The organism is Nibrella saemangeumensis, from assembly GCF_039541915.1.
Lineage (GTDB): Bacteria > Bacteroidota > Bacteroidia > Cytophagales > Spirosomataceae > Nibrella > Nibrella saemangeumensis.
In genome coordinates, this window is record NZ_BAABHD010000083.1 from 200,509 (window position 1) to 227,498 (window position 26,990).

The following is a 26,990-nucleotide window of genomic DNA, read 5'->3' on the forward strand; positions in this document are numbered from 1 at the left end:
ACAAGTTAATGAGTTTAGAAGGTGGCTGTTAAGCCTGCGTTGATAATTTTCGACTGAGGATAGTACTGGCCCGTTGCGTTCGACGTTTCGGGGTCAAATACTTTCAGCTTGTCAAACGTCAGCATGTTCAGACCATTGACATAAACCCGGAAGTTGCTCATGCCTACTTTGCCACTTACGGTAACAGGCAGGGTGTAACCTACTTCAAAGTTCTTCAGACGAATGTAATCAGAACTGCGCAGCCAGTATGTGTTGTTTTGTCCAGTATAGTACTGATCGGCGCGGTTGGCAATACGCGGGTGAACACTGCTCGGGTTTTCTACCGTCCAGCGGTTCTCGTACATGTCGAGCAGGTAGTTACCGATGTTACCCATTTCGCCCGGCGAGATGTATTGTCTGGCACCGGCCGCACCCTGGAACAGGATGGTCAGGTCAAAGTTCTTGTAGCCTGCCGTGATGTTTGCACCACCCTGGAATAGTGGGAGGTTAGTATAGTCGGTGCGAACCTGATCATCGGGTGTGATCTTACCATCTCCGTTATAGTCCTGGTACTTCATGTCACCCGGACGAAGCGTGTTTACGATCGCTTTATAATCAAGCTTGTTCGCATCGATGTCGGCTTGGTCTTTAAACACACCATCGTAGATATAAGCCTGGTAGGTAAACATCGGCCGGCCGGTTGTACGCTGCCATTCAGGAGCACCCGGCGCTTCGTCCCAGAATAGTACTTTGTTCTTGGCATAGCCACCATTTACACTTACGCTGTATTTAAAGTCGCCAATCTGATTGCGGTAGCCGACATTAAACTCCCAGCCCCGGTTGGCCACCTCACCAATGTTCTGGGCGGGCAGGGACATTCCCGTTGACTGCGGGATAGAAGCATTTCTAGTCCAGAGGATGTTTGTCCGCTTGTTCGAGAAAACATCAAATTCGAAGTTGATTTTTCCGTTGAACAATTGTCCTTCCAGACCTAAGTTGGCGTTGTTTGCAACTTCCCAGGTAATTTGTTCGTTCGGTACCCGCGCTTCAAACAAGGTTTTGCTCTCTACGTTGCCGATAATGTAGCTCCGGAAACCATAGGTAGACAGGTACTGGTACGTGGCGATCTGGTCGTTACCTAACTGGCCCCATGAACCGCGCAGTTTCAGGTAGTTTACGTCCGGGAGTGAATTCTTCAGGAAGCTCTCTTCCGAAATTACCCAGCCGAGCATCACACCTGGGAAGAAGCCGTAACGGGTAGCGGGGGGGAAGATATCCGAACCATCGTAACGCCACAGGAATTCAGCCAGGTACTTCTCTTTGTAGTTGTAAGCTACCCGGCCGAAGTAGTTCAGACGTGCCCGCTGAAACGCTCCACCGCCGTTGTTTTTCTCCAGGTCACCACCGGCAAACATCTGGTCGATGGCTGGCGAGATAAAGTACCGACGGAAGGCGTTGAAGTTATCACCTTCAATGGTTTCGCGGTTGGTACCAGCTAGCAACGTCAAGCCATGGTCGCCAATCTTCCGCTCATACGTCAGGATACCACCCAGTAGAATGTTCAGGGTGTTTTCGTTACCTTGCTGCAGGCGGGGTTCGGGCTGGCCGCGCCGACTGGCAACCAGGTTCGGGTTACCGTTGGCATCCACGCCGGAGCCTTTCTGGTACAGCGTCCAGGGCGTTTCCCAACGCTTGGTATTCCGGATGAGTTTATCCACGGCGGCTGTACCGGTAAACTTCAGGCCTTCTACCCCCGGAATCTTGATGTCAAGTTGTCCGTTGGTCTGGAAGTAGTCGCGCTTATCGTGGTCATAACCCGTCAGGTTAGTTGTAATTACAACCGGGTTTTCACCATTCTCGATATCCGGACCGGGACGTCCGTCGGGCCAGAATGCCTGCTCCTGCGGCTTACCACGCATCTGCATCCGGAAAATCGCACTGGCCGGCTTGGTTGGGAAACGGCGGAATTCTTCGCGGCCTAACACGCCTAGAGAGACATGGATGTATTTATTTACGTTTGCATCCAGGTTCAGGCGCAGATCATACTGCTTAAAACCCGTTGCGGAGTTTTTGTAAAAAGCGTCCTGGTTCTGATACCCTAACGAAGCCAGATACCTTAAGTTTTCTGTACCACCGGTCAGTTGCACGTTGTGCCGTGATTGCGGAGACCAGGGCTTTAGCGTAGCGCCGTACCAGTCTGTATTGGGGTAGTTCCAGGGGTCTGAGCCATCGGCGTACTTTTTGATAGCCTCCGGTGAGTAGGGTGCATTCCGTACCGTTCCGTTTGGACGGGTGAACGATCCAGTATTCTTATACGCCTGTGTTGCGGCAGCCCACTCGTTTACGGGTAATCCGTATATGTCAAGGTCGTTCAGCATAGACGTATACTGCGCTGCGTTGGTCAGCTTAGGAATAACCGTCGGCTGCGCCCAGCCCTGGTTAAAGGAGTACGACAGTTCCGGCTTACCCGTCTTACCCCGCTTGGTAGTAATCAGGATAACGCCGTTAGCTGCACGAGAACCGTAGATAGCTGCTGAAGCATCTTTTAGTACAGAAATACTTTCAACATCAGCCGGGTTGATACGGTCCAGACCACCGGCCCGCGCCGGAATACCGTCAATTACGATAAGCGCATCATTATTGTTCAGTGTGTTGGAACCCCGGATACGAATAGCGGATCCATCATAACCCGGTTCACCACTGCGGTTTACCGCAACAACACCCGGCAAACGGCCTGCCAGCGAGTTAGATAGGTTTACAGCCGGCGATTTCACCAGTTGGTCCCCTTTTACGGAGACAACGGAACCGGTAACGGTCTCTTTCTTTTGTACACCGTAACCCACTACAACTACTTCCTGGAGCGCCTTCACATCGGTCGCCATCGAGATATTGATGGTCGAGCGGTTGTTGACAGCAACTTCCTGGGTCAGATAGCCGATAAATGAGTAAACCAGGGTGGAAGTTCCTGACGGAACATTCAGGGTGTACTTACCATCCATGTCGGTAACCGAACCAGTAGTGGTTCCTTTAACAACCACACTTACACCGGGCAGGCCCTGCCCCTGTTCGTCGGCTACTTTACCGGAAACTTTCGTTTGGGCGAATACACCTACAGAGAGGATCTGTAGTAAGAAGAACAGAACATAGGCATGTTTCTGCCGAAGCCAGCCTTCAGCCGGAGATTTGCTTCCCGGAGAAAACGGCACTTGTCTGGTACAGCTAATTGCCATAGAGTTTAATTTACTTTAAGGTTTGGGATACTGTTACTCCTATCAGGTCAGATACATCTGTTCGATAAAAGCATAGGTTGGGACTAACCGGGTGCGAAAGAGCAGCGCTCTGCTACGATTGGCTATTGTTAAATCATAGGATTTACCGATAGTCGGTGTAGCCTACCAAATGCATCAGTTAACGAACGGCTTGGTCTTCTGCCACTTGTATGGCAGAATAAAGAAGGCAATTGAAAATTTAGGTTATCTACCTGTTAATCAGGCTGGAAAGGTGAGCGTACATTATCATCAATCATAGAAAAGGTCTGTTAAGATGGAATACCATTAATTCTTCAATAAGAATAAAGCAAACCAAATTTAATGACCTTTTTACGGTATTAGTACTATTTTGTAAAAATAAAGTTATAAGTGGTTAAAAAAGTACCAGTTCGCAAAAGGAGTGAAACAAACGTATACTGGTACATCTAAAGAAGTTTTGTCGAAAATGGCTTCTACAGGCTCATATAAAGATAATCCAATAGTCAACACATCAGGTCGGCAGGTAGTCAGGAATCGGTCGTAGTACCCTTTTCCATAACCGACCCGGTTTCCCTGTTTGTCGAATATGAGGAGAGGCACCAGGACAATATCAATGGCTGTGCTGTTCACTTCAGCAAGCTTTATCGCTGCCGGCTCCGGGATGCCCCACTTATTTTCCGTTAAGGTTTCATGACCAGACCAGACGATATGCGTCATTGATCCATCCGGATTGCTTCGGGAAATCAGTACCCGCAGCTTGGAATAGCGTTGCCGGAGTTCAGCAATGATTGGATAGGTATCCACTTCGCGCTGCCGCCGGATAGGCAGAAAGGTGTGCAGCGTCAGGGGAGTATCCGGCGAAAAGCGTTCGTTAAAGAAGGTTAGCAGTCGTTCCTGAATGGCGGTACATCGCTGTTGCCATTCGGCCTCCGAGAGCGCCAGCCGTTTGGTACGGTACAGCTTCCGTAGTTCGGCCTTGTACATACCGGTTATTTTTGCAGCAGAATTTGCATACGGAAGTCGAGCGGGTCAAAAGCGTCCAGGAGCTGCTGAATAAAAGTCTTGTCGTTGAGATAGAACGTCAGAAAGTTTTCGGTACGCTCCTGCAAGCCGCCATTTGGGAATAATTCATTGTGGATTGCCTGTAACTGCCCAATGCCCACCGACTGGTTACGCTCTTCGGCCCTCTTCAGCTTCTTTTCCAGCCGTTCCACCGCATTTAGCAGCCGGACCCGCTGGGCTGCTACGGCTTTCTCCAGCGTTACATCCACAGCAGTAGCCTTCTCCAGCATTTCGGCAAATCCCTGCTCGAATAGCTGTCTTTCTGCATCGTATTCCAGTACCTTGTTGGTGTGCTGCTGCACAAACCGGCGTCTCAGACTGACCTTGTCCTGGAACAGATCCTCCGGCGATAAATCCAGCTTCTTAATCCGCTGGCTACTCACTTTAGAGACATATAACGCAAAGTTCCGGGGAATTAGCAGTGGGAATGAAATGCCAAAATGGTCAAAGATACCTTTTAACTGCAGCCAATACGGCACTTCTGACGGTCCGCCAATATAAGCGAGGTTCGGCAAGATCATTTCCTGATACACAGGCCTTAATACCACATTTGGACTGAACCGTTCTGGATGTTCATTGAGGAGGGCCAGTACCTCGTCCTGAGTGAACTGCTGGTCGGTGTGCAGCACCTTGTATAATTTCGAACCCCCAGGCGTATGCTCGCATGTAATGCGCTCCCGAAGCTGATCGCCGAGGTAAAACAGGTTGATTTCACGGGGCGAAATTACCGTCTGATAACTGAGGCTTTCGAGTTGTTGGGAGGTTTCGGCCACCAGATTATTGGTCGTCTGGTTGAGCAGTTCGTCCTGCATGACCGGAATGAATAACCGCTTCAGGTCGGCATCGTCAGCGTCGAGACAAATGAGTCCCTCATGTCCCAGCAGTTCGTTCATGTAATAGCGAACGGCGTCGGACAGGGTCTCGTGGGTCAGATAGGCTTCCTCAAACAAAAACAGCTTCTCCGGAATCTGTCCAAACAGCGTTTTCAACTCCTGGGGGTTCATGCGGCCCACAGCACCCTGCTGCTGCGTTTCCCAGGTGTAGTTGCGGCCAAAGAGGCTGAAATGGTTGATCTCGGCAAAATCGTGGTCTTCGGACGCCATCCAGTAAATGGGTACAAAGTTGTGTTCCGGATATACCCACTTAAGCCGCTTCGTCAGGTTGACAATAGTGATTAGTTTATACAGGACATACAACGGCCCGGTAAAGATGTTGAGCTGATGGCCGGTGGTAACAGTAAAGGTATTCGGCTGGGCCAGAATGGAGAAATCCGGCTTTTTATCAATGTGCTGGTATTGTCGCTCCAGGGCGTTTACCAGCGTAGCCCGGTGTTCGGGTGGGAACTGCTTCTGCTGCATCTGCGTCCCAAAGGCTTCCAGGCTGGGGGAATTAGTATAGAAGGGCTTAAGGGATTCGGCTTGATTAAGGTAATCTAAAAATAACGGAGAGAATTGGCCAGTGGCGGATAGCGGTAGGTACTGACAGTCCATGCGGGGTGGTTTTAATCGGCTGAACAAGCAAAAGCCCCGTAAGGTTCTGCGCTTACGGGGCTACAATATTACGAAACAACTTCGCCGTATAAATCAAATTCGTGGGCTTCGGTAATACGAACATTGGCAAAACTGCCCAACTGTATGAGTTGCTGAGAGGCCGGTACAAGTACCTCATTGTCTACCTCCGGTGAGTCGAACTCCGTCCGGCCAATAAAGTAGCCTCCCTCTTTCCGGTCGAACAGGACCTTGTAAGTCTTGCCCACCTTTCCCTGATTCAGCTCGTAGGAAATACCCTGCTGTAGTTCCATGATGGCATCGGTACGCTCCTGCTTTACCTCGGCCGGTACATTATCCTCGAAGGAATAGGAGTGCGTATTTTCTTCGTGGGAGTAGGTAAAGACGCCCAGCCGGTCGAATCGCATCCGCTCCACAAAGTCGTAGGTTTCCTCAAACATGGCATCTGTCTCGCCGGGGTGGCCGGCGATCAATGTCGTTCGCAGCGCGATACCGGGTACTTTTTCGCGGATGGTTTCGATAAGGACTTCTGTTTTCTCGCGGGTAATACCCCGGCGCATCAGCTTCAACTGTTCCGTAGAGCCGGTTTGCAGGGGCATATCGAGGTAATTGCAGATGTTCGGCCGTTCGCGCATCACATCCAGCACATCCATCGGAAAACCCGAGGGGTAGGCATATTGCAGACGAATCCAATCAATGCCTTCTACGTCAGCTAACTGGTTCATCAATTCCGCCAGATTACGCTTCCTATACAAGTCGAGGCCGTAATAAGTCAGGTCCTGCGCAATCAGAATGAGTTCTTTGGTACCGCGCCGGGTCAGCGATTGGGCCTCGGTAAGCAGCTCGTCCATCGGGCGGGACACGTGACTGCCGCGCATGAGCGGAATAGCACAGAAGGAACACGGCCGGTCGCAGCCTTCGGCAATTTTCAAATAAGCAAAATGAGCCGGGGTCGTCAGCAGCCGCTCGCCAACCAGTTCTTTTTTGTAATCTGCCTTCAGTGTTTTGAGCAGTCGGGGTAGCTCGTTGGTGCCGAACCAGGCATCGACGGTCGGAATCTCTACTTCCAGCTCGTCTTTGTAGCGGTGGGAGAGGCAACCGGTCACATAGACCTTATCTACCACGCCGGCATCTTTGGCATCGACGTACCGCAGAATGGTGTTAACGGATTCTTCCTTGGCGTTGTCGATGAAGCCGCAGGTGTTGATGACTACAATATTCGCATCATCGCGCTTCGACTCGTGGGTGACGTCGTAGCCGTTGCCTTTTAATTGGGTAAATAAAACTTCGGAGTCTACCAGGTTTTTTGAACAACCCAGCGTAACGATGTTTATCTTATTCTGACGTAAGCCTTTTGTTTTCAAGGGACTATAATCTTACTCGTACCGAAATGCACTATTCCTGAACGCTGAAAAATTGGACAAAGTTCGGAAACTTGGGTAAACCTGCCATCATTTCACCCAGGGTATTTTGTGGGGGCAATACTTGTTGGGTATCTCTTTGAAGTACTCGTTGAGGGTATAATCCAGATAACTGCTGGCAGAATTGAGAAAAGCAATCTGGCCGTTGTTCAGAAAGAATTTATAATATCCATAACCGGCAAAGATTTTAGACGATTGAGCACCCGTACCATGCTGCTCTATACGGACCAGATTGTCGGGCGTAATTTCGAGCCAGAACGCCGGTGATTCCAGTAAGATGCTTTTGGTGTCAGGGTTTAGCGTGACCTGAACGGCTCTGGTTATTGCCCAGCACTGAAACTCTAGTTGAAAAGCCAGCACTTGAAAATACAAACCATAGATACCAGAACCGGCAAGAGCAATAATCAGGAGCCAGTGAACCCATTGGGTAGCGATAGAAACAAGATAAAAACTGGTTAGGCACATTGATAGACATGTACCAGCCCCTAGCAGCAGCGTTAAAAAATTCAGGCGGGTGAGATAGTCCTTAGCGTGAATCTGGTAGGTTACCGCCTTCTTCAAAGGCGAATCTTCGTTATATGCCTGTTGAGAATAGCGGAGCAGCTTATAAATGAGCCAGCCAAACGGAGCAACAACAGCAATAAGGATAAGGAGAACAGACATAGACCGCTAAAATACGGCAGCGTAGGTAATATCAACCGTCGTGTCGGTCTTGCGGTTCTTTTTTACTTCAATGGGAAAGATATTGCCCTGCCCATCGGACAGATTCGCATAAAGGCCCTTTTCTTCCCGCACAAACAGCGAGTAGCGTCCAACCGGCAGCGCAACACAGAACTTGCCGTTCTTATCTGATTTGGCTTTTTTCACCAGTTTGCGGTTGACCTTGCTGTAAAACCCATCTTCCTCCGCTTCTGCCTGGCTTAAGCTGGTCAGTTCATAGATTAGCACCTCCCGCTGAACAGGCCGGCCATTGGCACCAGCGCGGGGCATATCCGGTCCCGGCATGTGATTGCCGGATTTAAAGAGGACCGTGCCGCAGATACCCTGGAACGGTGCTTTAATGGCTGCTTTTTTAGACAAAGGTTTTTGGGCTGATGCTGCATAGGTAATACCCAGCACCAGGCTTACCAAAATTAACCAGGCCGACAGGTTGCAGGCCCACCGGGTCGAGCAGATATTACGCATATTTTTCACGGACAAAGTTGAGAAATTCCTCAGTGCGCTGAATTAGAGTAGTTATCTGCTCTGCATCAAATTCACCCTCAACGTCGTAATAAGCAATTAACCTTTGTTCAAAAAGGTCATACAGGTAGTCATTAGATTTTCCAGGCACATCACCAGTTTTGATGTAGTGTAATCCAAACATCTGATGAGCACCGGAGTGCTTCTTAACAATAACGCCCTTTTCAGTTAACAGACCGCGAACAGCCCAGAAGAAAGCATAATAACAATTATGGACAATGGAGGGAGTTGTAGGGGTTATGGCCGCCAGAGTTTTAGCTGTAGCTAACTGCTCCTCAGATTTCTTCAGGTAGGAAGCTAAATTTGGCGTCATAAATTACTTTTGCCTCTCTTCTTACTTCTGCAAAAAATGGCTTTATGGTGTTTAAATAAACCTCTTTGGTTGTGACTTTGGCTGATATCCATACGTTGTAGTTTAAGAAATATTGGCTGAGCGTAGGGCTAAGAGCTGATATTTCTCTGGATAACGATATAGCTTCATCTGTGAGAACTACCAGATAATCAATATCCGAATCCTCGTGAAAGTCACCACGTGCGTAGGAGCCAAAAAGCATAAGAGTGGCCAGGCGGTCACCATAGTGTCGCTTCATTATAGCGACTACATCGCGGTGAACAGCTTCCAGGTCAGATACAACAGCCATTTGCTTAGAGTTACTTCTTAAAGAACGAATCCACAAACTCCATCTTGTTGAATGTCTGCAAATCGTCAATCTTTTCGCCGACGCCGATGTATTTGACCGGAATCTTAAACTGGTCGGAGATGCCAATGACCACACCGCCCTTGGCCGTTCCGTCGAGCTTGGTAATCGCCAGCGCGGTTACTTCGGTGGCTTTCGTAAACTCCGTGGCCTGAATAAAGGCGTTTTGCCCGGTTGACCCGTCGAGAACCAGTAGCACCTCATGCGGAGCATCCGGCAGGAACTTCTGCATCACGCGCTTAATCTTCGACAGCTCGTTCATCAGGTTCACTTTCGTGTGCAGACGGCCGGCGGTATCAATAATCACCACATCAGCGGCCATATCCACTCCTTTCTTTACCGCATCGAAAGCCACGGCTGAGGGGTCGGTATTCATGCCGTGCGAAATCACCGGCACGCCAACGCGGTCGCCCCAGAGCTTAAGTTGGTCCACGGCGGCCGCCCGGAAGGTATCGCCGGCTCCCAGCACTACCTTATAACCCCGTCTATGAAACTGAGACGCCAGTTTACCGATGGTAGTGGTTTTACCAACGCCGTTGACGCCGACAACCATAATCACATACGGCTTTTTATCCGCAGGCAGCACAAAATCATCGGATACGTTGCCGTCTTGCATACCCGAGAGCAACGCGGCTATTTCTTCACGCAGGATGCGGTCGAGTTCATCGGTGCCGAGGTATTTGTCGCGGGCGACGCGCTCTTCGATCCGGCGAATAATTTTAACGGTCGTTTCCACGCCCACATCGGAGGTGATCAGGACTTCTTCCAGTTCATCGAGCACTTCCTCATCTACTTTCGATTTACCGGCCACGGCGCGGCCGAGCTTCGAGAAGAAGTTGTCTTTCGTTTTCTCTAACCCTTTATCCAGTGATTCTTTTTTCTCTTTGGAGAAAAAGCCAAACAGTGCCATAGGTGAATAGTCGTTAGTCAATAGTGGATAGTCGTTAGTGTTCACATAGCCTTACTATCGACTAACCTCAACAAATCTATAACAAAAAAAGTCCCATTAAGGGACTTTTGAGCATACGTTTAGTTGTAAGTGAGGAATTAGCTCTTCAGAGCGTTCTGCACTTCATCAACCGGAACCATTTCTTCCTTGAAGGTATAAGCACCAGTCTTCGGAGACTTCACCGCTTTAATTACCTTCGCGAAGGTCTTTCCAGAACCTTCTTTCTTCAGGGTTGCAACTACCTTCTTTGCCATAACAATTACTTAATTTCTTTATGAACGGTAACGCGCTTCAAAAACGGGTTGTATTTCTTACGCTCGATCCGGCTCGGCGTATTTTTGCGGTTTTTGGTGGTAATGTACCGCGACATGCCAGGAACACCGCTGTCCTTCTGTTCGGTGCATTCCATAATAACCTGAACTCTATTGCCTTTCTTAGCCATTGCTGTACGTCATTTTCTCAATCGGAGTGCAAATTTACGAAAAGCTTTTATTCTCACAAAAAAGATTTATCAAAATGTGATGAATCTAAAGCGGTTAGCGTTTTTCTGGCACAGGAGTGAACAAAGCTTTTGATTTTGAGGACACACTAAGGACCTTTGCCGCGCATGACAACTCAAATCATCGAATACGAATATGCCCCCGGCCATTTTCGGGCTTCAGAACCAACGCTGTATAGCCAGGAAACGTTACAGGAGGGAGAAATGATTTTGAACGTCGGACCGCAGCACCCGTCTACCCACGGGGTTTTGCGGTTTGAAGTGATTACCGACGGCGAAATTATCAACGATGTAGTGCCGCATCTGGGCTACCTGCACCGCTGTTTTGAAAAACATGCCGAGTCGCTGCCGTTTAACCAAACTATACCTTTCGTGGACCGGCTCGACTACATGGCCGCCATGAACTCAGAGCATGTCTGGGTAATGGGAGTTGAGAAGATGCTGGGAATGCAGAATGATCTGCCAAAACGAGTTGAATACATCCGGGTATTGGTCGCCGAGCTAAACCGGATTGCTTCTCACTTCGTCGCCATAGGGACCTATGCGCTTGATATAGGTGCCTACACACCGTTTCTGTGGCTAATGCGTGACCGGGAGCATATCCAGCGGATGCTGGAATGGGCCAGCGGAGCCCGGATGCTCTACAATTATATTTGGATTGGTGGACTGTTCTTTGATCTGCCAGTGGGTTTTGAAGAGCGGTGCAGGGAGTTCGTCCGCTACGTAAAGCCTAAACTGCAGGAGCTTCAGCAGCTGGTTATTGATAATAAGATCTTTGTGCAGCGGACGGCTAATGTAGGGGTATTGCCGCTTCCGGTCGCTATTGACTATGGGTGTACCGGCCCGGTGCTGCGCGGCTCCGGACTTCGTTACGATCTCCGCCGGGTCGACGCTTACTCTGTCTATCCGGAGCTGGAATTTAACGTGCCGATTGGCGAGGGCATGGTAGGCACTGTTGGTGACTGCTGGGACCGCAATTATGTGCGGGTGCTGGAGTGCTGGCAGTCTCTCCGTTTGGTTGAGCAGTGCCTCGACCGACTAACCACCGACTTAAAGCGCACCCGCGACTTTGACCCGCAGGCTATGGTACCGAAGAAAATCCGCCCAAAAGCCATGGATTTTTATGCCAGGGCGGAGAGCGCTAAGGGTGAATTAGGGTTTTTCTTCCGTACCGATGGTAAATCTGACATTCCGGTACGCTGTAAAGCCCGTTCGTGCTGCTTTCACAACTTATCGGTTATCCACGAAATTTCCCGTGGTGCGATGTTAGCCGATTTCATCGCTATTATTGGTTCTATCGATGTAGTGATGGGGGAGGTAGACCGATAGGACAGATAGCGTTAGCTGCTTAAGCCTGCAATACCAGTATATCTTTAGAATTACGACCTAACCCGTCGTAGTCTAAGCCATAGCCGACAACAAACCGATTTTCAATTTCAAAGCCTACGTAGTCCAGGGTCAATTCCTTTATAAGTGCTTCGGGCTTAAATAGCAAGGTCGCCAAAGCAATGGAGGCCGGTTTTAAGCTTTCCAGTTGCTCCCGAATCTGGGCAAGGGTTAAGCCCGTATCAACTATATCTTCAATGACAATTAAGTCCCGGCCTTCTACAGCCTCCTGAAGACCCAGAATCTCCTTTACCTTTCCTGTTGAAGCCATTTGTGCGTAGGAAGCTACCCGGATGAAGGTAATTTCGCAGGGAATGGTCAGGTTTTTCATCAGGTCGGCGGCAAACAGGAATGAACCGTTGAGCACGCCAACCAGTAGGGGTTGTTTACCTTTGTAGTCCTGATTGATTTGCCCGGCCAGTTCGGCAATGCGGTTCTGAATCGCTTCCTGCCCGATGAAGGGTATGAACGTTTTGTCTTTAATCTCCAGCATGGGGGCCAAAGATACAGGTGCGGTTTTGCCTGTCAAAATTTACTGAAAAATGTGAGCAGGCAAACTGTTTAAAACGATTATACGTTGATAAGGTAGTACCAAACATGGGGGTAACATAGAATGAAAAAATTATTGTTGGTAGCGTTTCTGGCCGGATTTACGTCGTTGGTGTATGCGCAGGATCAGGCGCAGGCCAGTACCGGTGTGTATTCGCTGTCTGACTTTGATAAGAAATACGGCATGCTTCTGAAGCATCCCGGTGTACAGATCGAATCGGCGGAGGCTATTAACCAGCTGTACAATTACAAATTTTACGAAGCGGATAAGGAATTTCGTTGGCTGAAGCACCGCTATCCGCGTCACCCTATGCCTTATTTTCTAATGGGTCTGGCCGAGTGGTGGAAAATCGTACCGAATACAGATGTAACGGACTACGACAGTAAATGTCTGGCGTATATGGATACGACCATTGCCCTGGCAGAGAGGTTGTACGACGAAAGTGACGATAAGATTGAGCCTTCGTTTTTTCTATCAGCTGCCTATGCCTTCAAAGGGCGTTTGTATTCTGAGCGGAAAAAGTGGGCCAAAGCGACCATAGCCGGTAAAAATGCGCTTAAATATTTTGAGAAATGTAAGGGCAACGGTGATCTGAGTCCGGAACTGCTATTCGGTGATGGGCTCTATAATTACTACTCACAGTGGATTCCTCAGAATTATTCCATATTAAAACCTGTGCTGGCCATGTTTCCCAAAGGAAACAAAGGTACCGGCATTCAGCAGTTAGAAAAGACAGCGTTCAATGCCTTCTACACCCGCGTTGAAGCCCGGTATTTCCTGCTTCAGATTTACAGTATGGAGAACCAGTACGATAAGGCGTACGATATGGCGAAATATATGACGCAGCAGTACCCGGACAATCCTTTTTTTGAGCGTTATTATGCTCGTGCGGCTTTTGTTCGTGGGATGTTGGGTGAAGCTGAGAATGTCTCGAAGAATATACTGAGCAAGATTGAGCGTGGACAAATAGGGTATGAGGGGGTAAGTGGCCGGACCGCAGCTTATATTCTGGCTTATATCAATCAGAACTTTTACAAAAATAACGCGGAGGCCAAAACCTATTACCTGAAATCCATCCAGTTTGCCAAGCAGACCAATTCGATGGATGCCGGGTACTACTGGTCATCGGTACTGGGGTTGGGTAAAATTGCCAGTGCCGAGAAAAACTATGATGAAGCGCGAATTCACTTTAAAGAAGTAATGGACCGTGCCGATCGCAAATCGAGCCAGTATCAGGAAGCGAAGAAGGCAATGGAAGAAGGTAAAAAGTCCCGCCGGGAAGAGCGTAGAAGACGGAGTTAAGTATAAAAGAAAATGCCCGGTTCAGCCGGGCATTTTCTTTTATTACGGGATCGGAAGTACCTTGCTTTCCTTGAAAGTTGAGAGGATAACCATCGTTTGAGTGCTGGCCACTTCTTCAATTTCGTTGATCACTTCCAGCATCAGTACCTGATAAGAAGCGATATCCTTGGCAATTACTTTTAATAAAAAGTCGCCGGAGCCGGTAATGTGATGACACTCGATGATTTCCGGGATAGCATATACTCGTTCAACAAAAGAATCGGTTACCTGCTTTTTGTGCCCCACCAGCGTCACCATAACAAAGGTGGTTACACCCAGTCCAACTTTTTCCCGATCCAGTTGGGCGTGATAGCTCTTTATGATACCAGAAGTTTCCAGCTTTTTTACCCGTTCCAGGGTAGGTGCCGGCGAAAGACCGATTTCTTTGGATAATTGAGCGTTGGTGATTTTAGCGTTTGTTTGTAGGATTTCAAGAACCTTGCGATCTATCTGATCTAATTTTGTACCTGACATGATCGGTAATGTGTGATGGAATGATTACTCGGGATAGCGCAAAGCTACTATGCTTTCTCTAAAAACTCTTACTTTATATTGGTTATTTACCAATGTAAAAAATAAATGCCTGCTTTAATCCCTAATTTACCGCACAAAAGTAAGGGAAAAGTACCACAAGCCAAATGACAGGTAACTTATTTGGTCCTTCAATCGACTTAACGGTTAATCGTTCAGCGTTGGTTATCAGGACAAACACCCTCTTCAATACTTATTTTGCAAATGCGTAAAAAATCTGAGCTGCCTACTAAAATCTGCCCGGTTTGCGGTTTCTCATTTGCCTGGCGTAAAAAATGGGCACGTAATTGGGATTCTATCATTTATTGTAGTGTTCGGTGCCGTCATAATAAAAGCCTTACTTTACGCGAAACATAGTTTGCGTTCGTTATTGTAATCGGTTGCCGTTTGCTATGATGTTTTCTCGTGCTTTACTGTGTCTTTGTGTATTCGGTCTGCTCGGTCTTAACTGCCGCACGGCTCAGACTGAAACGAACAGCACCGCTCCTCTTGAAACGGTGTCGGTTTCCAATAACTCAGCTCCGGCTGATACAATACTTCTTCCGCCAAAGCGGGAGTTCCGGGCCGTCTGGATTGCTACGGTGGAAAATATGGACTGGCCGAGCCGGAAAGGCCTTTCGCCGGAGATACAGCAGCGGGAGTTTCGGGAACTATTGGATGTACACTCCGGAGCGGGGTTCAATTCGGTGATTGTTCAGGTACGAGCGGCTGCCGATGCGTTCTACGCTAAAAGCCCAGAGCCGTGGTCGGAGTGGCTGATGGGCCGGCAGGGGCAACCACCGTACCCTTTTTATGACCCGCTGGAGTTTATGATTAAGGAAGCGCACAGCCGTAATCTGGAGTTCCATGCTTGGTTGAACCTCGACCGGGCTACCTATAGCCCAAAGTCCAGCATAATACCCACCCACATCAGCCGTCACAAACCTGAATGGCTAATAACCTTTGAAGGTAAGAAACTTTTTAACCTGGGTATACCGGAAGTTCGTACTTACATCGCCGGTATTATGGCTAATGTTGTACGGCAGTATGACGTGGACGGTATCCATTTTGACGACTACTTCTACCCGTATTCGGCACCTAACCAGATCCTGGGTGATGAGCTGACGTACAGGGCCTATAACAACGGTATGAATATCCACGACTGGCGACGTGACAATGTGGATAAGTTAATTCTTCAGCTACGAGACAGTATCCGGACTATTAAGCCTAAAATAAAGTTTGGGATTAGTCCATTCGGAGTCTGGAGAAATCAAAAAGAAGATCCGCAGGGTTCAGCTACGGTGGCGGGGGTAACATCTTACGGTACGCTCTACGCCGATACGCGCAAGTGGATACGTGAAGGCTGGATCGATTATGTAGCCCCGCAGGTTTATTTTGATACAGAATTTGAGCGGGTACCTTTCCGGACGCTGGTCGACTGGTGGACGCAAAACAAGGGCAATCGACATTTATACATCGGTATGGCAGCATATCGGGTCGGCCAGCCGCATCCACGGGATAAAGCCTGGTTAAGGCCAGGTCAGATGCCGATCCAGCTGCGGCACATGCGGAGCCGGGAGCAAGTATCTGGTAGTATCTTTTTTAGTGCCCATTCGATCTTTAGCAACCCCCTGGGCATTCGGGATTCTCTTCGAAATGATTTTTTCCGTTACCCGGCTATGATTCCGACCATGCCCTGGAAAGACAATATTGCTCCCTTGCCTCCGCGCGATCTGAAAGTAGCGGCCTTGGAAGAGGGTATTGAGTTATTCTGGCAGCCATCCGCCAAAGCGCCCGATGGGGACAGGGCTCGCTATTATGCCTTATATCGGTTCAGCGACCAGCAGGAACAGCGCATTGATGATCCCCGGAACATAATTGCCATTTGCTCTGGTGAATATACCACCCGGTTTTTAGATAAAGCGGTGGAGCCGAAAAAGCGCTATACATACGTGGTAACGGCCTTCGACCGGCTGCATAACGAAAGTTTGGGAACCGCCATTCCGTCGCCGATTCAGGCGTTGTAGGTTTGCTGAATATCGATCATGACATCTTCTAACGAACGGCTGCCGGGATAGAAGGAGACGAGCTTCAGCAGAATTCCTTCGACAACCGCGTCCGGGCAGGAAGCTCCGCACGTGAGCAGGATAGTGACCGGCTCATGGCTGGGAAGATAGCTTTCGGTAACTACCTCTTCTTTCTGATGCAGGTTAAAGTGCCGGATAAGCGTCTGTGACAGGATCTTCTGTTCTGATTCTATAAAGTACGTCGGCAGCTTTTCTTCGCACAACTCAACAATATGCGACGTATTGGAACTGTTGTATCCACCTGCCACAATGGCTAGATCTGCCGTATGCGTTAGCAGCGCGTACGTAGCATCCTGATTATCGTTGGTAGCGTAACATAAAGTATCACGGGTATTGGCAAAGCGTCGTTCCACCTCGTGCGGTAGCAGGTTGTATTGCTCAATCATTACCTGCTTCAGATAATCGGCAATCCCCTGGGTGTCTGACGCCAGCATAGTTGTCTGATTGACCACGCCGATGCGTTGCAAATCCTGCTCCGGATCAAAGCCCTCGGAGTACTGGCCCTTAAATTCCACGAAGAATTGCTCTTTTGGTACGTCGCCAGTAATGTACCTGGCCAGTCGCTGGGCCTCGGCCATATCTTTAACAACTACCGTTGGTGCCGCTTCTTTGCTATGCGAAAACGTAGCTCGGGTTTCTTCGTGCGTCGGCTTACCGTGTACGACTACCGTATACGCTTTGTGGCCAATCTGACTTGCTTTGTTCCAGACCTTTTCCACAAACGGACAGGTTGTGTTATACCGCTCTACATCCAGCCCGACTTCGGCCAGTTTCTGCTGCGTTTCCAGTGTGGTGCCAAACGCAGGGATAATGACAATATCGTCTTGAGTCAGCTCTGCCCAGGGTACCAGTTGCCGCCCTGCCGTATCCATCAGAAAACGCACCCCCCGGCTGAGCAGGTCGCCATTGACCTCCGGGTTGTGTATCATTTCACTTAAGAGAAAGATACGTTTATCGGGGTTTTCAGAAATAGCTTTGTAAGCGATTTCAATAGCATTCTCTACCCCATAACAGAAGCCGAAGTGCCGGGCAAGCAAAACCTGCACCGGCCCAAAGTCCAGCAGGGTAGGGGTAAAATCACGCTTTAGTTTATCTCGCTTCCGGCGCAGCTCTTTCAGCGGACTAACAATCGTACTGCGGTAATAATCAGGAATATTGAATGATTTCATCGAAGTAAGTACAGCCGGTGAAGGCGGAGGCCATTTGATTCCGCCCTATTCTCCTAACAGAGGAATAATCAGGATTGTTCGTACCCATGGGCTTCAGCCCGTGAAAACGATACCATTGAGGTAGGTAAGTATCAGTAATACGTAATCTGTCCCAGAATATCATCCAGGTAATCCCGCGAGTTACTCAACCGGGGTACCTTATGCTGCCCCCCCAATTTACCCCGCTGTTTCATCCAGGCATAAAAAGTCCCCTTGGGCACCACGTGGATCAGCGGCTGCTGGAGCACCATATCATTGTAGCGTTTGGCATCATAGTCAGAGTTTACCTGACGCAGGGTCTCGTCCAGCACCTGATTGAAGGTCTCCTGATCGTCGGGTTCCTGCGAAAATTCAATGATCCACTCGTGGCGGCCATTGGTGCCGTTGCTCATGTAAACCGGTCCGGCGGTATATTCCTTAATGACCGCTCCCGTCGCTTCGCAGGCTTGGGTAACTGCAATCTCGGCATTTTCAACAATAACCTCCTCCCCAAAGGCATTGATAAAGTGCTTGGTACGGCCGCTGACTTTAAGCCGGTGCGGGTACAGGGACGTAAACTTCACGGTGTCGCCAACCCGGTATCGCCACAAGCCGCCAGTGGTTGAAATGATGAGAGCGTAATTTTTGTCCAGCTCAACTTCTTCAATCGTCAAAGCTTTAGGGAATTGTTTTTCCGCTTCGTCGATAGGCACAAACTCGTAAAATATGCCATAATCTACCATCAGGAGCATTTCCCCCACCCGGTTCATTTCATCCTGAATGGCAAAGAATCCCTCGGAGGCATTGTATGTTTCCTGATAGCCTACCTGCGCCGATGGGAAAACCTGATTGGAGAACAACTCCCGGTAGGGTTGAAACGCGACCGCACCGTGAATAAACACTTCAAAATTGGGCCAGACTTCCAGAATATTGGATTTACCGGTGCGAGCCAAGACTTTCTCCAGCAACACAAGCGCCCAGGTAGGGACACCCAGGATACTGGTCACGTTCTGCGTCGATACAATTTCGGCCATCCGATCAATTTTAGCCTCCCACTCGCTCATCAGCGCGACATCTAAAGGCGGAGTGCGGATAAACTGGCCCCAGGCCGGGAGATTTTTCATTATAACCGCCGAGATATCACCAGCCGCGCCATATTTGCTGTAGGGGTTTTCGTGCAGGCTGCCACCAATAGAAAGCCCTTTGCCTTCAAAAACCTTGCTGTCGGGCCGGTTGGCAATGTAGAGCGCCATTACGTCTTTTCCACCTTTAAAATGGCACTCATCCAGCGATTCTGTAGAAACCGGGATAAATTTGCTGCGGGCGTTTGTGGTACCCGACGATTTGGAGAACCAACGGATTGGAGAAGGCCAAAGCACGTTGTTTTCACCTTTCATCACCCGCTCAATATAAGGGAACAGGTCTTCATAGCTGGAAACAGGTACCCGCTGCTGAAAATCCCGCACGTTTTCAATGGAACTATACTGGTAGTAGCGGCCCCACTCGGTCCGGCGGCCCCGACGAATCAACTGACGAAATACGCTCTGCTGCACCTCACCAGGATGTTGCTTCATCGCTTCAATCCGTGGCAAACGCCGTTCAAGGAGCCATTTGAGCGTAGTATTAAGCAGGGTCATGGTAGTCCGGAAAGATAGAAACGTCAGTTACTGGTTTAATTTTCAGAAAAATAACAGAATCAGTTTTACTTCACAAATTCTTCGCCCGGTCAGGGTAATCGGTTATAAGGCCATCGACACTGTTATTGATTAACCGGCGCATATGGTTCGGGTTATTCACGGTCCAGGGTATAACTTTCATTCCTTTTCCATGTAAACGCCTGATTTTGTTTTTGCTCAACAACTGGTAATACGGACTGTATATATCCGGAATAAAACCAAGCTCTTTCAGGTGGGTATCTACAGGTTTCAGATTCGCCACCAGCGCCGATAAACGGACCTTCTGATACCTGCCGGCATCAATTTGCTGCTTCCAGTGCTTTAGAACGGCAAAGTCGAAACTTTGCAGTATAACCTGTTCCGGCGGAAGTTGTTCAATAAGTACCTGGTAAACCAGATCAGAAAATTCTGCCGGTTTCGGCTGCGAAATGTCGTACTGGCCGGCGTCACTTTTGATTTCTATATTATAGGATAGGGCGGGTAGCCTCTTTAACTTTCGATAGGCTTCTGCCTGTTGAATTACGTCTTGTAACAGTGGTTTGGCCACTTTTAGTTTCTGTTGGTCCGGATGGGCTGCATTACCAACCGAACCGCAGTCGTACCGCCGGATTTCATCATAGGTCATTTGGTACAGATTGTGCATCTGCTGCTCTTCTTTGTCAATCGGTGTACCAGCGGGAGTAAGGCAGAAAGCAGCGTTCATATATGGATCATGCGAAACTACAACCTGTCGGTCCTTACTAATGACAACATCCATCTCAAGGGTATTAACCCCTAAATCAATTGCCTTCAGGAAGGCAGGGACAGAATTCTCCGGCATTAGTCCCCGGCAGCCCCGATGTCCCTGCAGATCAACTGAAACGATTTGAGCAAAGGCATTAGTAGCTACCAAAACGAAGGCCAGAAAAAGACGCGTGGGAAGCGGGAATGAGATAATTATCATTTTTATTTGTGTTTTAGTCGCTAGCTGGTTCATTTGACCATGAAATATATTAAACCTATTACTTTACTGCTGCTTACTACACTATTCGTTGTGGTCTTGAGCCGGAACTGGGGCACGGTGCCTGCCTTTGGCCCACTGCTGAGTCCGTTTAAAGGTTTCTGGCAGAACGCGGAAGCTAAAACCGATCGTACCGACCAAACAGTGAAAATCAATGGCACCTCCCAGCCGGTCTCTGTCGTTTACGACGATACCGGCGTGCCCCATGTTTTCGCCCAAAATGACTACGATGTCTATTTCGCTCAGGGATTTGTGACCGCCCGTGACCGGCTTTGGCAGATGGAGTTTCAGACTCATGCGGCTGCGGGGCGGGTTTCCGAAATTGTGGGTGAGCGGGCAATAGAACTGGATCGCTACAACCGGCGGCTAGGTATGGGTTATGCGGCTGAGCAAGCATTGAAGGGAATGATGGCTAATGAGGCCAGCATGGCCGTAGTGCAGGCGTATACTGATGGTATAAATGCTTATATAAAGCAATTATCTCCGGCAAAATACCCCCTTGAATATAAACTGCTGGGTTATGCGCCTGAGCCGTGGACCCCGCTGAAATGTGCGCTGCTGCTCAAGCAAATGACGCAGACCCTGGCGTCGGGGGCGGATGATCTGATGATGGCAAATGTTCTTCAGAAGTATGGCAGGGAGGTAACGGCAAATCTGTTTCCTAACTATCCCGCTCAGGAGTCGCCTATCATCCCCGCTGGTACAAAATGGGACTTTACCCCGTTGAACGTACCCGCTCCCCCGGCCGATTCAGTTCCGGGCAGTACGCTGACTTTTCGCTGGAAAGAGCATGACCCGTCGATCGGTAGTAACAATTGGGCCATCGGACCGGAGAAATCAGCTACCGGCTACCCTATTCTGGCTAACGACCCGCACCTTCAGCTAAACCTGCCTTCAATCTGGTACCAGGTTCAGCTTGTAACGCCAACGCTTAATGTATACGGAGCCTCATTGCCTGGTTCGCCGGGGGTTATTATCGGCTTCAACAGGCAGGTGGCCTGGGGCGTAACTAATGTGGCATCCGATGTACTGGATTTCTACAAAATCCGATTTAAGGATGCCCGTCACAAAGAGTACTGGCACGACAATCAGTGGAAGGCCGTGCGGGAGCGGGTAGAGGTCATCAAGGTAAAAGGCAGGCCCGATGTGACCGATACCATTCGGTATACCCATCATGGTCCGGTAGTTTATCTGGATAATGAGAAGCCATTTCGTAGTAATATACCGGTTGGGTATGCTGCTCGTTGGGTAGCGCACGAAGTTACCAATGAATTAACCTGCTTCTACATTCTGAATCGGGCCAGAAACTATGATGATTACGTCCGGGCATTGGCCCAGTACGGTTCTCCAGCTCAGAATTTTGTGTTTGCCGATGTGAATAAAGACATAGCTATCTCACCCAACGGAAAATTTCCGCTGAAATGGAAAGAGCAGGGAAAGTTTCTCCTCGACGGCTCCAACCCGGCACACGATTGGCAGGGCTGGATTCCGGCAGAGCACAACCCCCGCGTTAGGAATCCTCCCCGTGGTTTTGTGAGTTCGGCCAATCAGTTTTCAACGGATCCGTCGTACCCATATTACCTCAACTGGGTGTTTGCTCCGGCTGAACGAGGTATGCGTATCAACGACCGGTTGACAGCTATGAAGCAGGCAACACCGGATAGCCTGCGGCAATTGCAGAATGATAACGTCAACCTGCGGGCCGCTAATTTTCTGCCGGTAATGCTACCGTTGGTTAATCCGCAGGGGTTAACTGAGCCGCAGCAGAATGCCTTTTCTGCGCTGCGGAGCTGGAATTACCGGAACGATGTCGACGCTGTAGGCGCGACCCTGTTTACCGAATGGCTGACTCTGCTGTATAAATCGATTTGGGATGATGAGTTCAGCCGGGAAGGTCAGCAACCGATGCGCTACCCTACCTACGACCGGACCCTCCAGCTAATGACTAAAGAACCCAGCGCTCGTTGGTTTGACAATGTCAATACCGCGAACCGAAAGGAGTCGATGAGCGATTTAGTCAATATGAGTTTTCGGCAGACGATCGATTCACTGGTTCGGCAGCACGGTTCTTTTGGGACGGAATGGGTCTGGGGCAAACATAAAGGAACGGACATTCGTCATCTGATTCCTGGTCTGGACGCTTTTAGCGCCCTGGATGTACAGAACGGAGGGGGCGGTAGTGTGGTAAACGCAACCACCGAACGGCACGGGCCGTCGTGGCGAATGGTGGTTGCGCTGGGGCCGCAGCCCAAAGCCTATGGTGTGTATCCGGGTGGACAGTCGGGTAACCCTGGTAGCCCATATTACCTCAATCTGCTCGAAACCTGGCGTCGGGGCGAACTGAATGACCTCCTCTACCTTCAGGCACCTACGGATAAGAACCCCCGCATTCAATCTACCCTAATATTATCTCCAACCAAATAGTCCCATGCTTCCTGTTCTTATTATAATCGTAGTGAGTGCCATTGCTCAGCTGTTCCTGCCTTGGTGGATTATTGCACCCGTTGCTTTTGGCAGTTGCTGGTGGCTCAGCAAGAGCAGTGGGCGGGCTTTTCTGGCAGGCTTTCTGGGTATTGCGCTGGTGTGGCTGGCGTATGCAGCATGGATTCATAGCCACACTGACGGTATCCTGACCGGCCGGATGAGCCAACTGCTGTTCAAGGCTGACGTGCCGCTTGTCTTGTTGCTGCTGACGCCGGTAATTGGCGGCCTGGTTGGAGGCCTGGCGGGTCTGACCGGCTATCAGGTCCGGCGGGCTTTGCGCTGAAAATCCGGTAGGTACCCGCTTCTTTTTCCGGTTATTCCGATATCTTTGTCAGATATTTAGTAACCAAAATCATATTTACCTCGTGAAGAATGCCTCGTTAGTTCTAAACATTGTTTTAGCGATTGCCGTAGCCGTACTGTACTACCTGCATTTTAAAGACCGTACCGTCGAAACGAAAACCTCCGAACCCGCCAAGGCCGAAGTTGAAGCCAAAAAAATTGTGTATGTCAACGTTGATTCGCTACTGACGAACTACGACTTCTTTAAAGACACCCGGAAAGTTCTCGAAAGTAAGCGCTTTCAGCTGGATAACGACCTCAACAACCGTGGCCGTTCCCTCCAAAATGAAGTAGCGTATTTTCAGCAGCGTGCTCAAACCATGACTATGGAACAGGCACGCGCTACGGAAGCTTCTCTGCAAAAGAAGCAGCAGGACTTCCTGGCCTACCGCGAGCGTTCAGCGCAACGCCTGGCCGAGGAGGAGCAGCAGAAGAACGAAGAGCTGTACAACCGCATTTATGAATACCTGAACGAAACCAACAAGCAGAATCAATATGAGTTTGTGCTGGGTTACACCAAGGGTGGCGGTATTTTGTACGCGCAGCAGGACAACGACGTAACCCGTCGGATCATCGAAGGGCTAAATAAGCAGTACCAGGACAAGCAGGCAACCACCAAAACGCCGGCTAAGAAATAAGGAAAGCTATTTTATACCGGGCCAGCGGCAACAATCTGCCGCTGGCTTTGTATTTTAAAGCATAGTCAACGTAATATGGCCTCTGCATCTATTGTAAAACAAGTGGATATACGCAACCGCCGGGCTTCCTTTGAGTACAGCTTTCTGGAAACCTTTACGGCTGGCATTGCACTAACCGGCACCGAAATAAAATCAGTCCGGCAGGGAAAGGTAAACCTTCAGGATGCTTATTGCCTGTTCCTGAACGACGAACTATACATTCGGCAGATGAATATTTCGAAGTACACGGAAGGTACTTACTACAATCACGAGCCGTTGCGCGACCGTAAACTACTGCTGACCAAACGCGAACTGCGCCGGCTTGGTGAAAAGCTGAAAGATCAGGGCCTGACAATTGTACCGGTGCGGCTGTTTACCAACGAACGGGGGTTTGCCAAGCTGGAAATTGCCCTGGCGAAAGGCAAAAAGCTATACGACAAACGCGAGAGTATTAAAGAGCGCGATGTGGAGCGGGAACTCAGTCGGGAGCGTTATTGACTCATCCAACCGCGTGTAAAAACAGGCTCTTTCAACGATTTAGTAAAAAATTTTTAACATAGAAGGTTTCTTGCTGTTAATTGGATAAATACCTAACTTGCTACGAACCAGAGGTGTTTTATCCAGAATATGGGCAGGAAAGTATTGGTCTTAAATCAGGATTATAGCGCGCTTAGCATTTGTTCTGTTCCCAAAGCCTTTTTGTTGGTTTTCCTCAACAAAGCCGAACTTGTCGCCGGGTCTGATTCGTACGCCCTTCGCACCGTTGATACGACCTACCCCATGCCAACGGTTATCCGCCTTCACCGTTACGTTCACTTACCTTACAAGGGCGTTATGCTGACCCGCCAAAACATTTTCAAGCGGGATAACAACCGCTGCCAGTATTGCGGCACTGCTGACGATCTGACGCTCGATCATGTTATTCCGAAGTCAAAAGGCGGTAAAACCAATTGGGATAACCTAATTACCGCCTGCAAGCGCTGTAATTCGCGCAAAGGTGACTATACCCCTGAAGAGGCTAATATGATGATGCGTCAGAAACCATTTAAGCCTTCATTTATTGTTTTCCTCCGCGACTTCTCCGGGTCCATTGAAGAAAGCTGGATGCCGTTTTTGAGTAAGCGTGAGAAAGCGTATTGATTTTATTCTTTCCTGGTGAGCCTGATCCTTGTGTCTTCAAAACGTATCGTATTGGCGTTCTGCATTTTTTTGGGCAGATAAGCGCTTTTTTGCGCAAAACCTCACTATCTTTGCGTTCCTTTTTCAAAATTCATGTTTTACTAAAAGTCAGTTCGCCCCGACCCAGCGGACTGATGTAGCTGTTTTGGGTCACGTAACCATTTTTTATGAGCAAAACGCAGAAAAGCGAACTGCCTGCTTTTGATTGGGATAGGGCAGACAACAAAGGATTCGGTAGCGGTTATTCGGCTGAAGAAAGAAGCCGGATGGAAGAACTTTACGACAACACCCTCGCGCAGGTAAACGAGAAAGAAGTCGTTACAGGATCGGTGGTTGGTATTACAGATCGTGAAGTAATCCTGAACATCGGGTTCAAATCAGATGGCCTGGTGCCGGCTTCCGAATTCCGCGATATGCCGGACCTGAAGATTGGAGATGAAGTTGAAGTCTACGTAGAAAACCAGGAAGACCCGAACGGTCAGCTGGTGCTGTCGCGTAAAAAAGCCAAGGTAATTACTGCCTGGCAGAAAATCCAGCGGGCGCTGGACGAAGACCTTGTTATCGATGGTTTTGTGAAGCGTCGGACCAAAGGTGGTCTCATCGTTGATATCTACAGCATTGAGGCTTTCTTACCAGGCTCTCAAATTGACGTGAAACCGATTCGCGACTTTGACATCTTCGTTGGTAAGAAGATGGAAGTTAAGGTAGTTAAGATTAACTACGCAAACGATAACGTCGTTGTATCGCATAAAGTACTTATTGAGAAAGACCTTGAAGCACAGCGCGCTCAGATCCTGAATAACCTGGAGAAAGGCCAGGTACTCGAAGGGGTTATCAAGAACATGACCAACTTCGGTGTATTTATTGATCTGGGTGGTGTTGATGGTCTGTTGCATATTACAGATATTTCATGGGGCCGCATCAATCATCCGTCAGAAGTACTCAACCTTGATCAGAAGGTCAACGTGGTTGTACTTGACTTCGATGAAGACAAGAAGCGGATTTCATTAGGTATGAAGCAGCTTCAGGCGCATCCCTGGGATTCACTGGCTGAAGACATTCAGGTTGGCTCACGCGTGAAAGGCAAGATTGTGAACGTAGCTGATTATGGTGCGTTCCTGGAGATCATGCCGGGCGTTGAAGGGCTGATTCACGTTTCTGAAATGTCATGGTCACAGCATCTGCGTAACCCGCAGGAGTTCCTGAAGGTTGGTGACGAAGTGGAAGCCGTAGTGCTGACGCTGGACCGCAACGAGCGGAAAATGTCACTAGGCATCAAGCAACTCACCGAAGATCCCTGGACTCGTCCTGACCTGACTTCTAAGTACGCAGTGAGTACTCGTCACAAGGGCATCGTTCGGAACCTGACCAACTTCGGTCTCTTCCTGGAGCTGGAAGAAGGTATTGATGGTCTGGTTCATGTATCTGACCTGTCGTGGACAAAGAAGATCAAGCATCCGTCAGATTTCACTAAGGTAAGTGAAGAACTGGAGGTAGTGGTTCTGGAACTGGATGTAGAGAACCGTCGTCTGGCATTAGGCCATAAGCAACTGGAGGAAAATCCGTGGGATACGTTTGAATCGGTGTTCACACCGGGTTCTGTACACCGCTGCACCATCATTGCCAAAAACGACAAAGTAGCTACCCTAGAGCTGCCTTATGGAATTGAAGGTTTCTCTTCGTTGAAGAACCTGGCAAAAGAAGACGGTAGCTGGGCCGAAGTAGGTGAGTCACTCGACTTTAAAGTTCAGGAGTTCTCGAAAGATGAGAAGCGGATTATGCTGTCTCACACGAAAACCTGGCAGGAAAAAGACGAGCCGAAGAAAGATGCTGGTAAGCAGCAAAAGCCTGCGGCTAAGACTGACAAGCCTGCGCAAAAAGAAGAGCGTGGTGCCACGTTAGGTGATCTGGAGGCTCTGTCTGCCCTGAAGGAGCAGCTGGAAGGTCGCCGGAATAGCTAGAAAG

General features: G+C 49.2%; 26 protein-coding genes. 10 read left to right on the forward strand and 16 right to left on the reverse strand.

Annotation, left to right across the window (positions count from 1 at the left end; genetic code table 11):
- Positions 1-14 precede the first annotated feature (14 nt).
- The 11 genes from ABD949_RS27005 to rpmG all read right to left on the reverse strand — a co-directional run bounded on the left by ABD949_RS27005 (position 15) and on the right by rpmG (position 10,549).
- Positions 15-3,209 carry a SusC/RagA family TonB-linked outer membrane protein gene (locus tag ABD949_RS27005; protein WP_345248967.1) on the reverse strand — a complete coding sequence of 1,065 codons (3,195 nt, stop codon included), beginning with the start codon at positions 3,207-3,209 and terminating at the stop codon, positions 15-17.
- 402 nt (positions 3,210-3,611) lie between these two features.
- On the reverse strand, positions 3,612-4,211 hold the full coding sequence (locus ABD949_RS27010; protein ID WP_345248969.1) for a 5-formyltetrahydrofolate cyclo-ligase: 600 nt from the start codon (positions 4,209-4,211) through the stop codon (positions 3,612-3,614).
- 5 nt (positions 4,212-4,216) lie between these two features.
- Positions 4,217-5,779, reverse strand: a complete 1,563-nt coding sequence (bshC, locus tag ABD949_RS27015) for a bacillithiol biosynthesis cysteine-adding enzyme BshC (RefSeq protein WP_345248971.1) — start codon at positions 5,777-5,779, stop codon at positions 4,217-4,219.
- Between the two features lie 68 nt (positions 5,780-5,847).
- Positions 5,848-7,161, reverse strand: a complete 1,314-nt coding sequence (gene rimO, locus ABD949_RS27020) for a 30S ribosomal protein S12 methylthiotransferase RimO (RefSeq protein ID WP_345248973.1) — start codon at positions 7,159-7,161, stop codon at positions 5,848-5,850.
- Positions 7,162-7,248: 87 nt separating this feature from the next.
- On the reverse strand, positions 7,249-7,881 hold the full coding sequence (locus ABD949_RS27025; protein ID WP_345248975.1) for a hypothetical protein: 633 nt from the start codon (positions 7,879-7,881) through the stop codon (positions 7,249-7,251).
- A 6-nt stretch (positions 7,882-7,887) separates the two neighbouring features.
- Positions 7,888-8,403 (reverse strand): hypothetical protein, encoded by a 516-nt coding sequence (locus ABD949_RS27030; protein WP_345248977.1) that lies wholly within the window; start codon positions 8,401-8,403, stop codon positions 7,888-7,890.
- The gene (locus tag ABD949_RS27035) at positions 8,396-8,773 is read right to left on the reverse strand and encodes a HEPN domain-containing protein (RefSeq protein WP_345248979.1); all 378 of its coding nucleotides are present in this window, start codon (positions 8,771-8,773) and stop codon (positions 8,396-8,398) included. The genes ABD949_RS27030 and ABD949_RS27035 overlap by 8 nt, the downstream gene beginning before the upstream one ends.
- Positions 8,736-9,101: a nucleotidyltransferase family protein gene (locus ABD949_RS27040; RefSeq protein WP_345248981.1), complete on the reverse strand. Its 366-nt coding sequence runs from the start codon at positions 9,099-9,101 to the stop codon at positions 8,736-8,738. The genes ABD949_RS27035 and ABD949_RS27040 overlap by 38 nt, the downstream gene beginning before the upstream one ends.
- 10 nt (positions 9,102-9,111) lie before the next feature.
- Positions 9,112-10,068 carry a signal recognition particle-docking protein FtsY gene (gene ftsY, locus ABD949_RS27045; RefSeq protein ID WP_345248983.1) on the reverse strand — a complete coding sequence of 319 codons (957 nt, stop codon included), beginning with the start codon at positions 10,066-10,068 and terminating at the stop codon, positions 9,112-9,114.
- 137 nt (positions 10,069-10,205) lie between these two features.
- Positions 10,206-10,361 (reverse strand): DUF4295 domain-containing protein, encoded by a 156-nt coding sequence (locus tag ABD949_RS27050; protein ID WP_345248985.1) that lies wholly within the window; start codon positions 10,359-10,361, stop codon positions 10,206-10,208.
- Between the two features lie 5 nt (positions 10,362-10,366).
- A complete protein-coding gene (gene rpmG / locus ABD949_RS27055) occupies positions 10,367-10,549 on the reverse strand; it encodes a 50S ribosomal protein L33 (RefSeq protein ID WP_345248988.1) in 183 nt (60 codons plus the stop codon).
- A gap of 165 nt (positions 10,550-10,714) precedes the next feature.
- Here rpmG and ABD949_RS27060 point away from each other — a divergent pair, with 165 nt between their 5' ends.
- Positions 10,715-11,935: an NADH-quinone oxidoreductase subunit D gene (locus ABD949_RS27060; protein ID WP_345248990.1), complete on the forward strand. Its 1,221-nt coding sequence runs from the start codon at positions 10,715-10,717 to the stop codon at positions 11,933-11,935.
- A 19-nt stretch (positions 11,936-11,954) separates the two neighbouring features.
- Here the strand turns inward: ABD949_RS27060 and hpt are convergent, their stop codons facing one another.
- Complete coding sequence (hpt, locus tag ABD949_RS27065) at positions 11,955-12,485, reverse strand: hypoxanthine phosphoribosyltransferase (protein ID WP_345248992.1); 531 nt, start codon at positions 12,483-12,485, stop codon at positions 11,955-11,957.
- A 120-nt stretch (positions 12,486-12,605) separates the two neighbouring features.
- Here hpt and ABD949_RS27070 point away from each other — a divergent pair, with 120 nt between their 5' ends.
- Positions 12,606-13,844 (forward strand): tetratricopeptide repeat protein, encoded by a 1,239-nt coding sequence (locus tag ABD949_RS27070; RefSeq protein ID WP_345248994.1) that lies wholly within the window; start codon positions 12,606-12,608, stop codon positions 13,842-13,844.
- A gap of 42 nt (positions 13,845-13,886) precedes the next feature.
- On the opposite strand, the gene ABD949_RS27075 is transcribed toward ABD949_RS27070, so the two are convergent.
- On the reverse strand, positions 13,887-14,357 hold the full coding sequence (locus ABD949_RS27075; RefSeq protein ID WP_345248996.1) for an Lrp/AsnC family transcriptional regulator: 471 nt from the start codon (positions 14,355-14,357) through the stop codon (positions 13,887-13,889).
- A 261-nt stretch (positions 14,358-14,618) separates the two neighbouring features.
- On the opposite strand from ABD949_RS27075, the gene ABD949_RS27080 reads away from it, so the two are divergent.
- Entirely contained in the window at positions 14,619-14,771 is a 153-nt protein-coding gene (locus ABD949_RS27080; RefSeq protein WP_345248998.1) for a DUF2256 domain-containing protein, read from the forward strand.
- Positions 14,772-14,806: 35 nt separating this feature from the next.
- On the forward strand, positions 14,807-16,420 hold the full coding sequence (locus tag ABD949_RS27085) for a glycoside hydrolase family 10-like protein (protein ID WP_345249000.1): 1,614 nt from the start codon (positions 14,807-14,809) through the stop codon (positions 16,418-16,420).
- Here the strand turns inward: ABD949_RS27085 and ABD949_RS27090 are convergent.
- The 3 genes from ABD949_RS27090 to ABD949_RS27100 form a co-directional block, all read right to left on the reverse strand.
- Positions 16,408-17,649, reverse strand: a complete 1,242-nt coding sequence (locus ABD949_RS27090; RefSeq protein ID WP_345249002.1) for a 4-hydroxy-3-methylbut-2-enyl diphosphate reductase — start codon at positions 17,647-17,649, stop codon at positions 16,408-16,410. The two genes, ABD949_RS27085 and ABD949_RS27090, sit on opposite strands and share 13 nt — an antisense overlap.
- A 131-nt stretch (positions 17,650-17,780) precedes the next feature.
- A complete protein-coding gene (locus ABD949_RS27095; RefSeq protein WP_345249004.1) occupies positions 17,781-19,304 on the reverse strand; it encodes a GH3 auxin-responsive promoter family protein in 1,524 nt (507 codons plus the stop codon).
- A 70-nt stretch (positions 19,305-19,374) separates the two neighbouring features.
- A complete protein-coding gene (locus ABD949_RS27100; RefSeq protein ID WP_345249006.1) occupies positions 19,375-20,286 on the reverse strand; it encodes a glycerophosphodiester phosphodiesterase family protein in 912 nt (303 codons plus the stop codon).
- 39 nt (positions 20,287-20,325) lie between these two features.
- On the opposite strand from ABD949_RS27100, the gene ABD949_RS27105 reads away from it, so the two are divergent.
- The 6 genes from ABD949_RS27105 to rpsA all read left to right on the forward strand — a co-directional run bounded on the left by ABD949_RS27105 (position 20,326) and on the right by rpsA (position 26,986).
- On the forward strand, positions 20,326-22,767 hold the full coding sequence (locus ABD949_RS27105; protein WP_345249008.1) for a penicillin acylase family protein: 2,442 nt from the start codon (positions 20,326-20,328) through the stop codon (positions 22,765-22,767).
- 4 nt (positions 22,768-22,771) lie between these two features.
- Entirely contained in the window at positions 22,772-23,110 is a 339-nt protein-coding gene (locus ABD949_RS27110; RefSeq protein WP_345249009.1) for a hypothetical protein, read from the forward strand.
- An 82-nt stretch (positions 23,111-23,192) separates the two neighbouring features.
- A complete protein-coding gene (locus tag ABD949_RS27115; RefSeq protein WP_345249011.1) occupies positions 23,193-23,807 on the forward strand; it encodes an OmpH/Skp family outer membrane protein in 615 nt (204 codons plus the stop codon).
- 75 nt (positions 23,808-23,882) lie between these two features.
- Positions 23,883-24,344: an SsrA-binding protein SmpB gene (smpB, locus tag ABD949_RS27120; RefSeq protein ID WP_345249013.1), complete on the forward strand. Its 462-nt coding sequence runs from the start codon at positions 23,883-23,885 to the stop codon at positions 24,342-24,344.
- 129 nt (positions 24,345-24,473) lie between these two features.
- The gene (locus tag ABD949_RS27125; RefSeq protein ID WP_345249015.1) at positions 24,474-24,986 is read left to right on the forward strand and encodes an HNH endonuclease; all 513 of its coding nucleotides are present in this window, start codon (positions 24,474-24,476) and stop codon (positions 24,984-24,986) included.
- Between the two features lie 206 nt (positions 24,987-25,192).
- Positions 25,193-26,986 carry a 30S ribosomal protein S1 gene (rpsA, locus tag ABD949_RS27130; RefSeq protein WP_345249017.1) on the forward strand — a complete coding sequence of 598 codons (1,794 nt, stop codon included), beginning with the start codon at positions 25,193-25,195 and terminating at the stop codon, positions 26,984-26,986.
- The last annotated feature ends 4 nt before the right edge of the window (positions 26,987-26,990 follow it).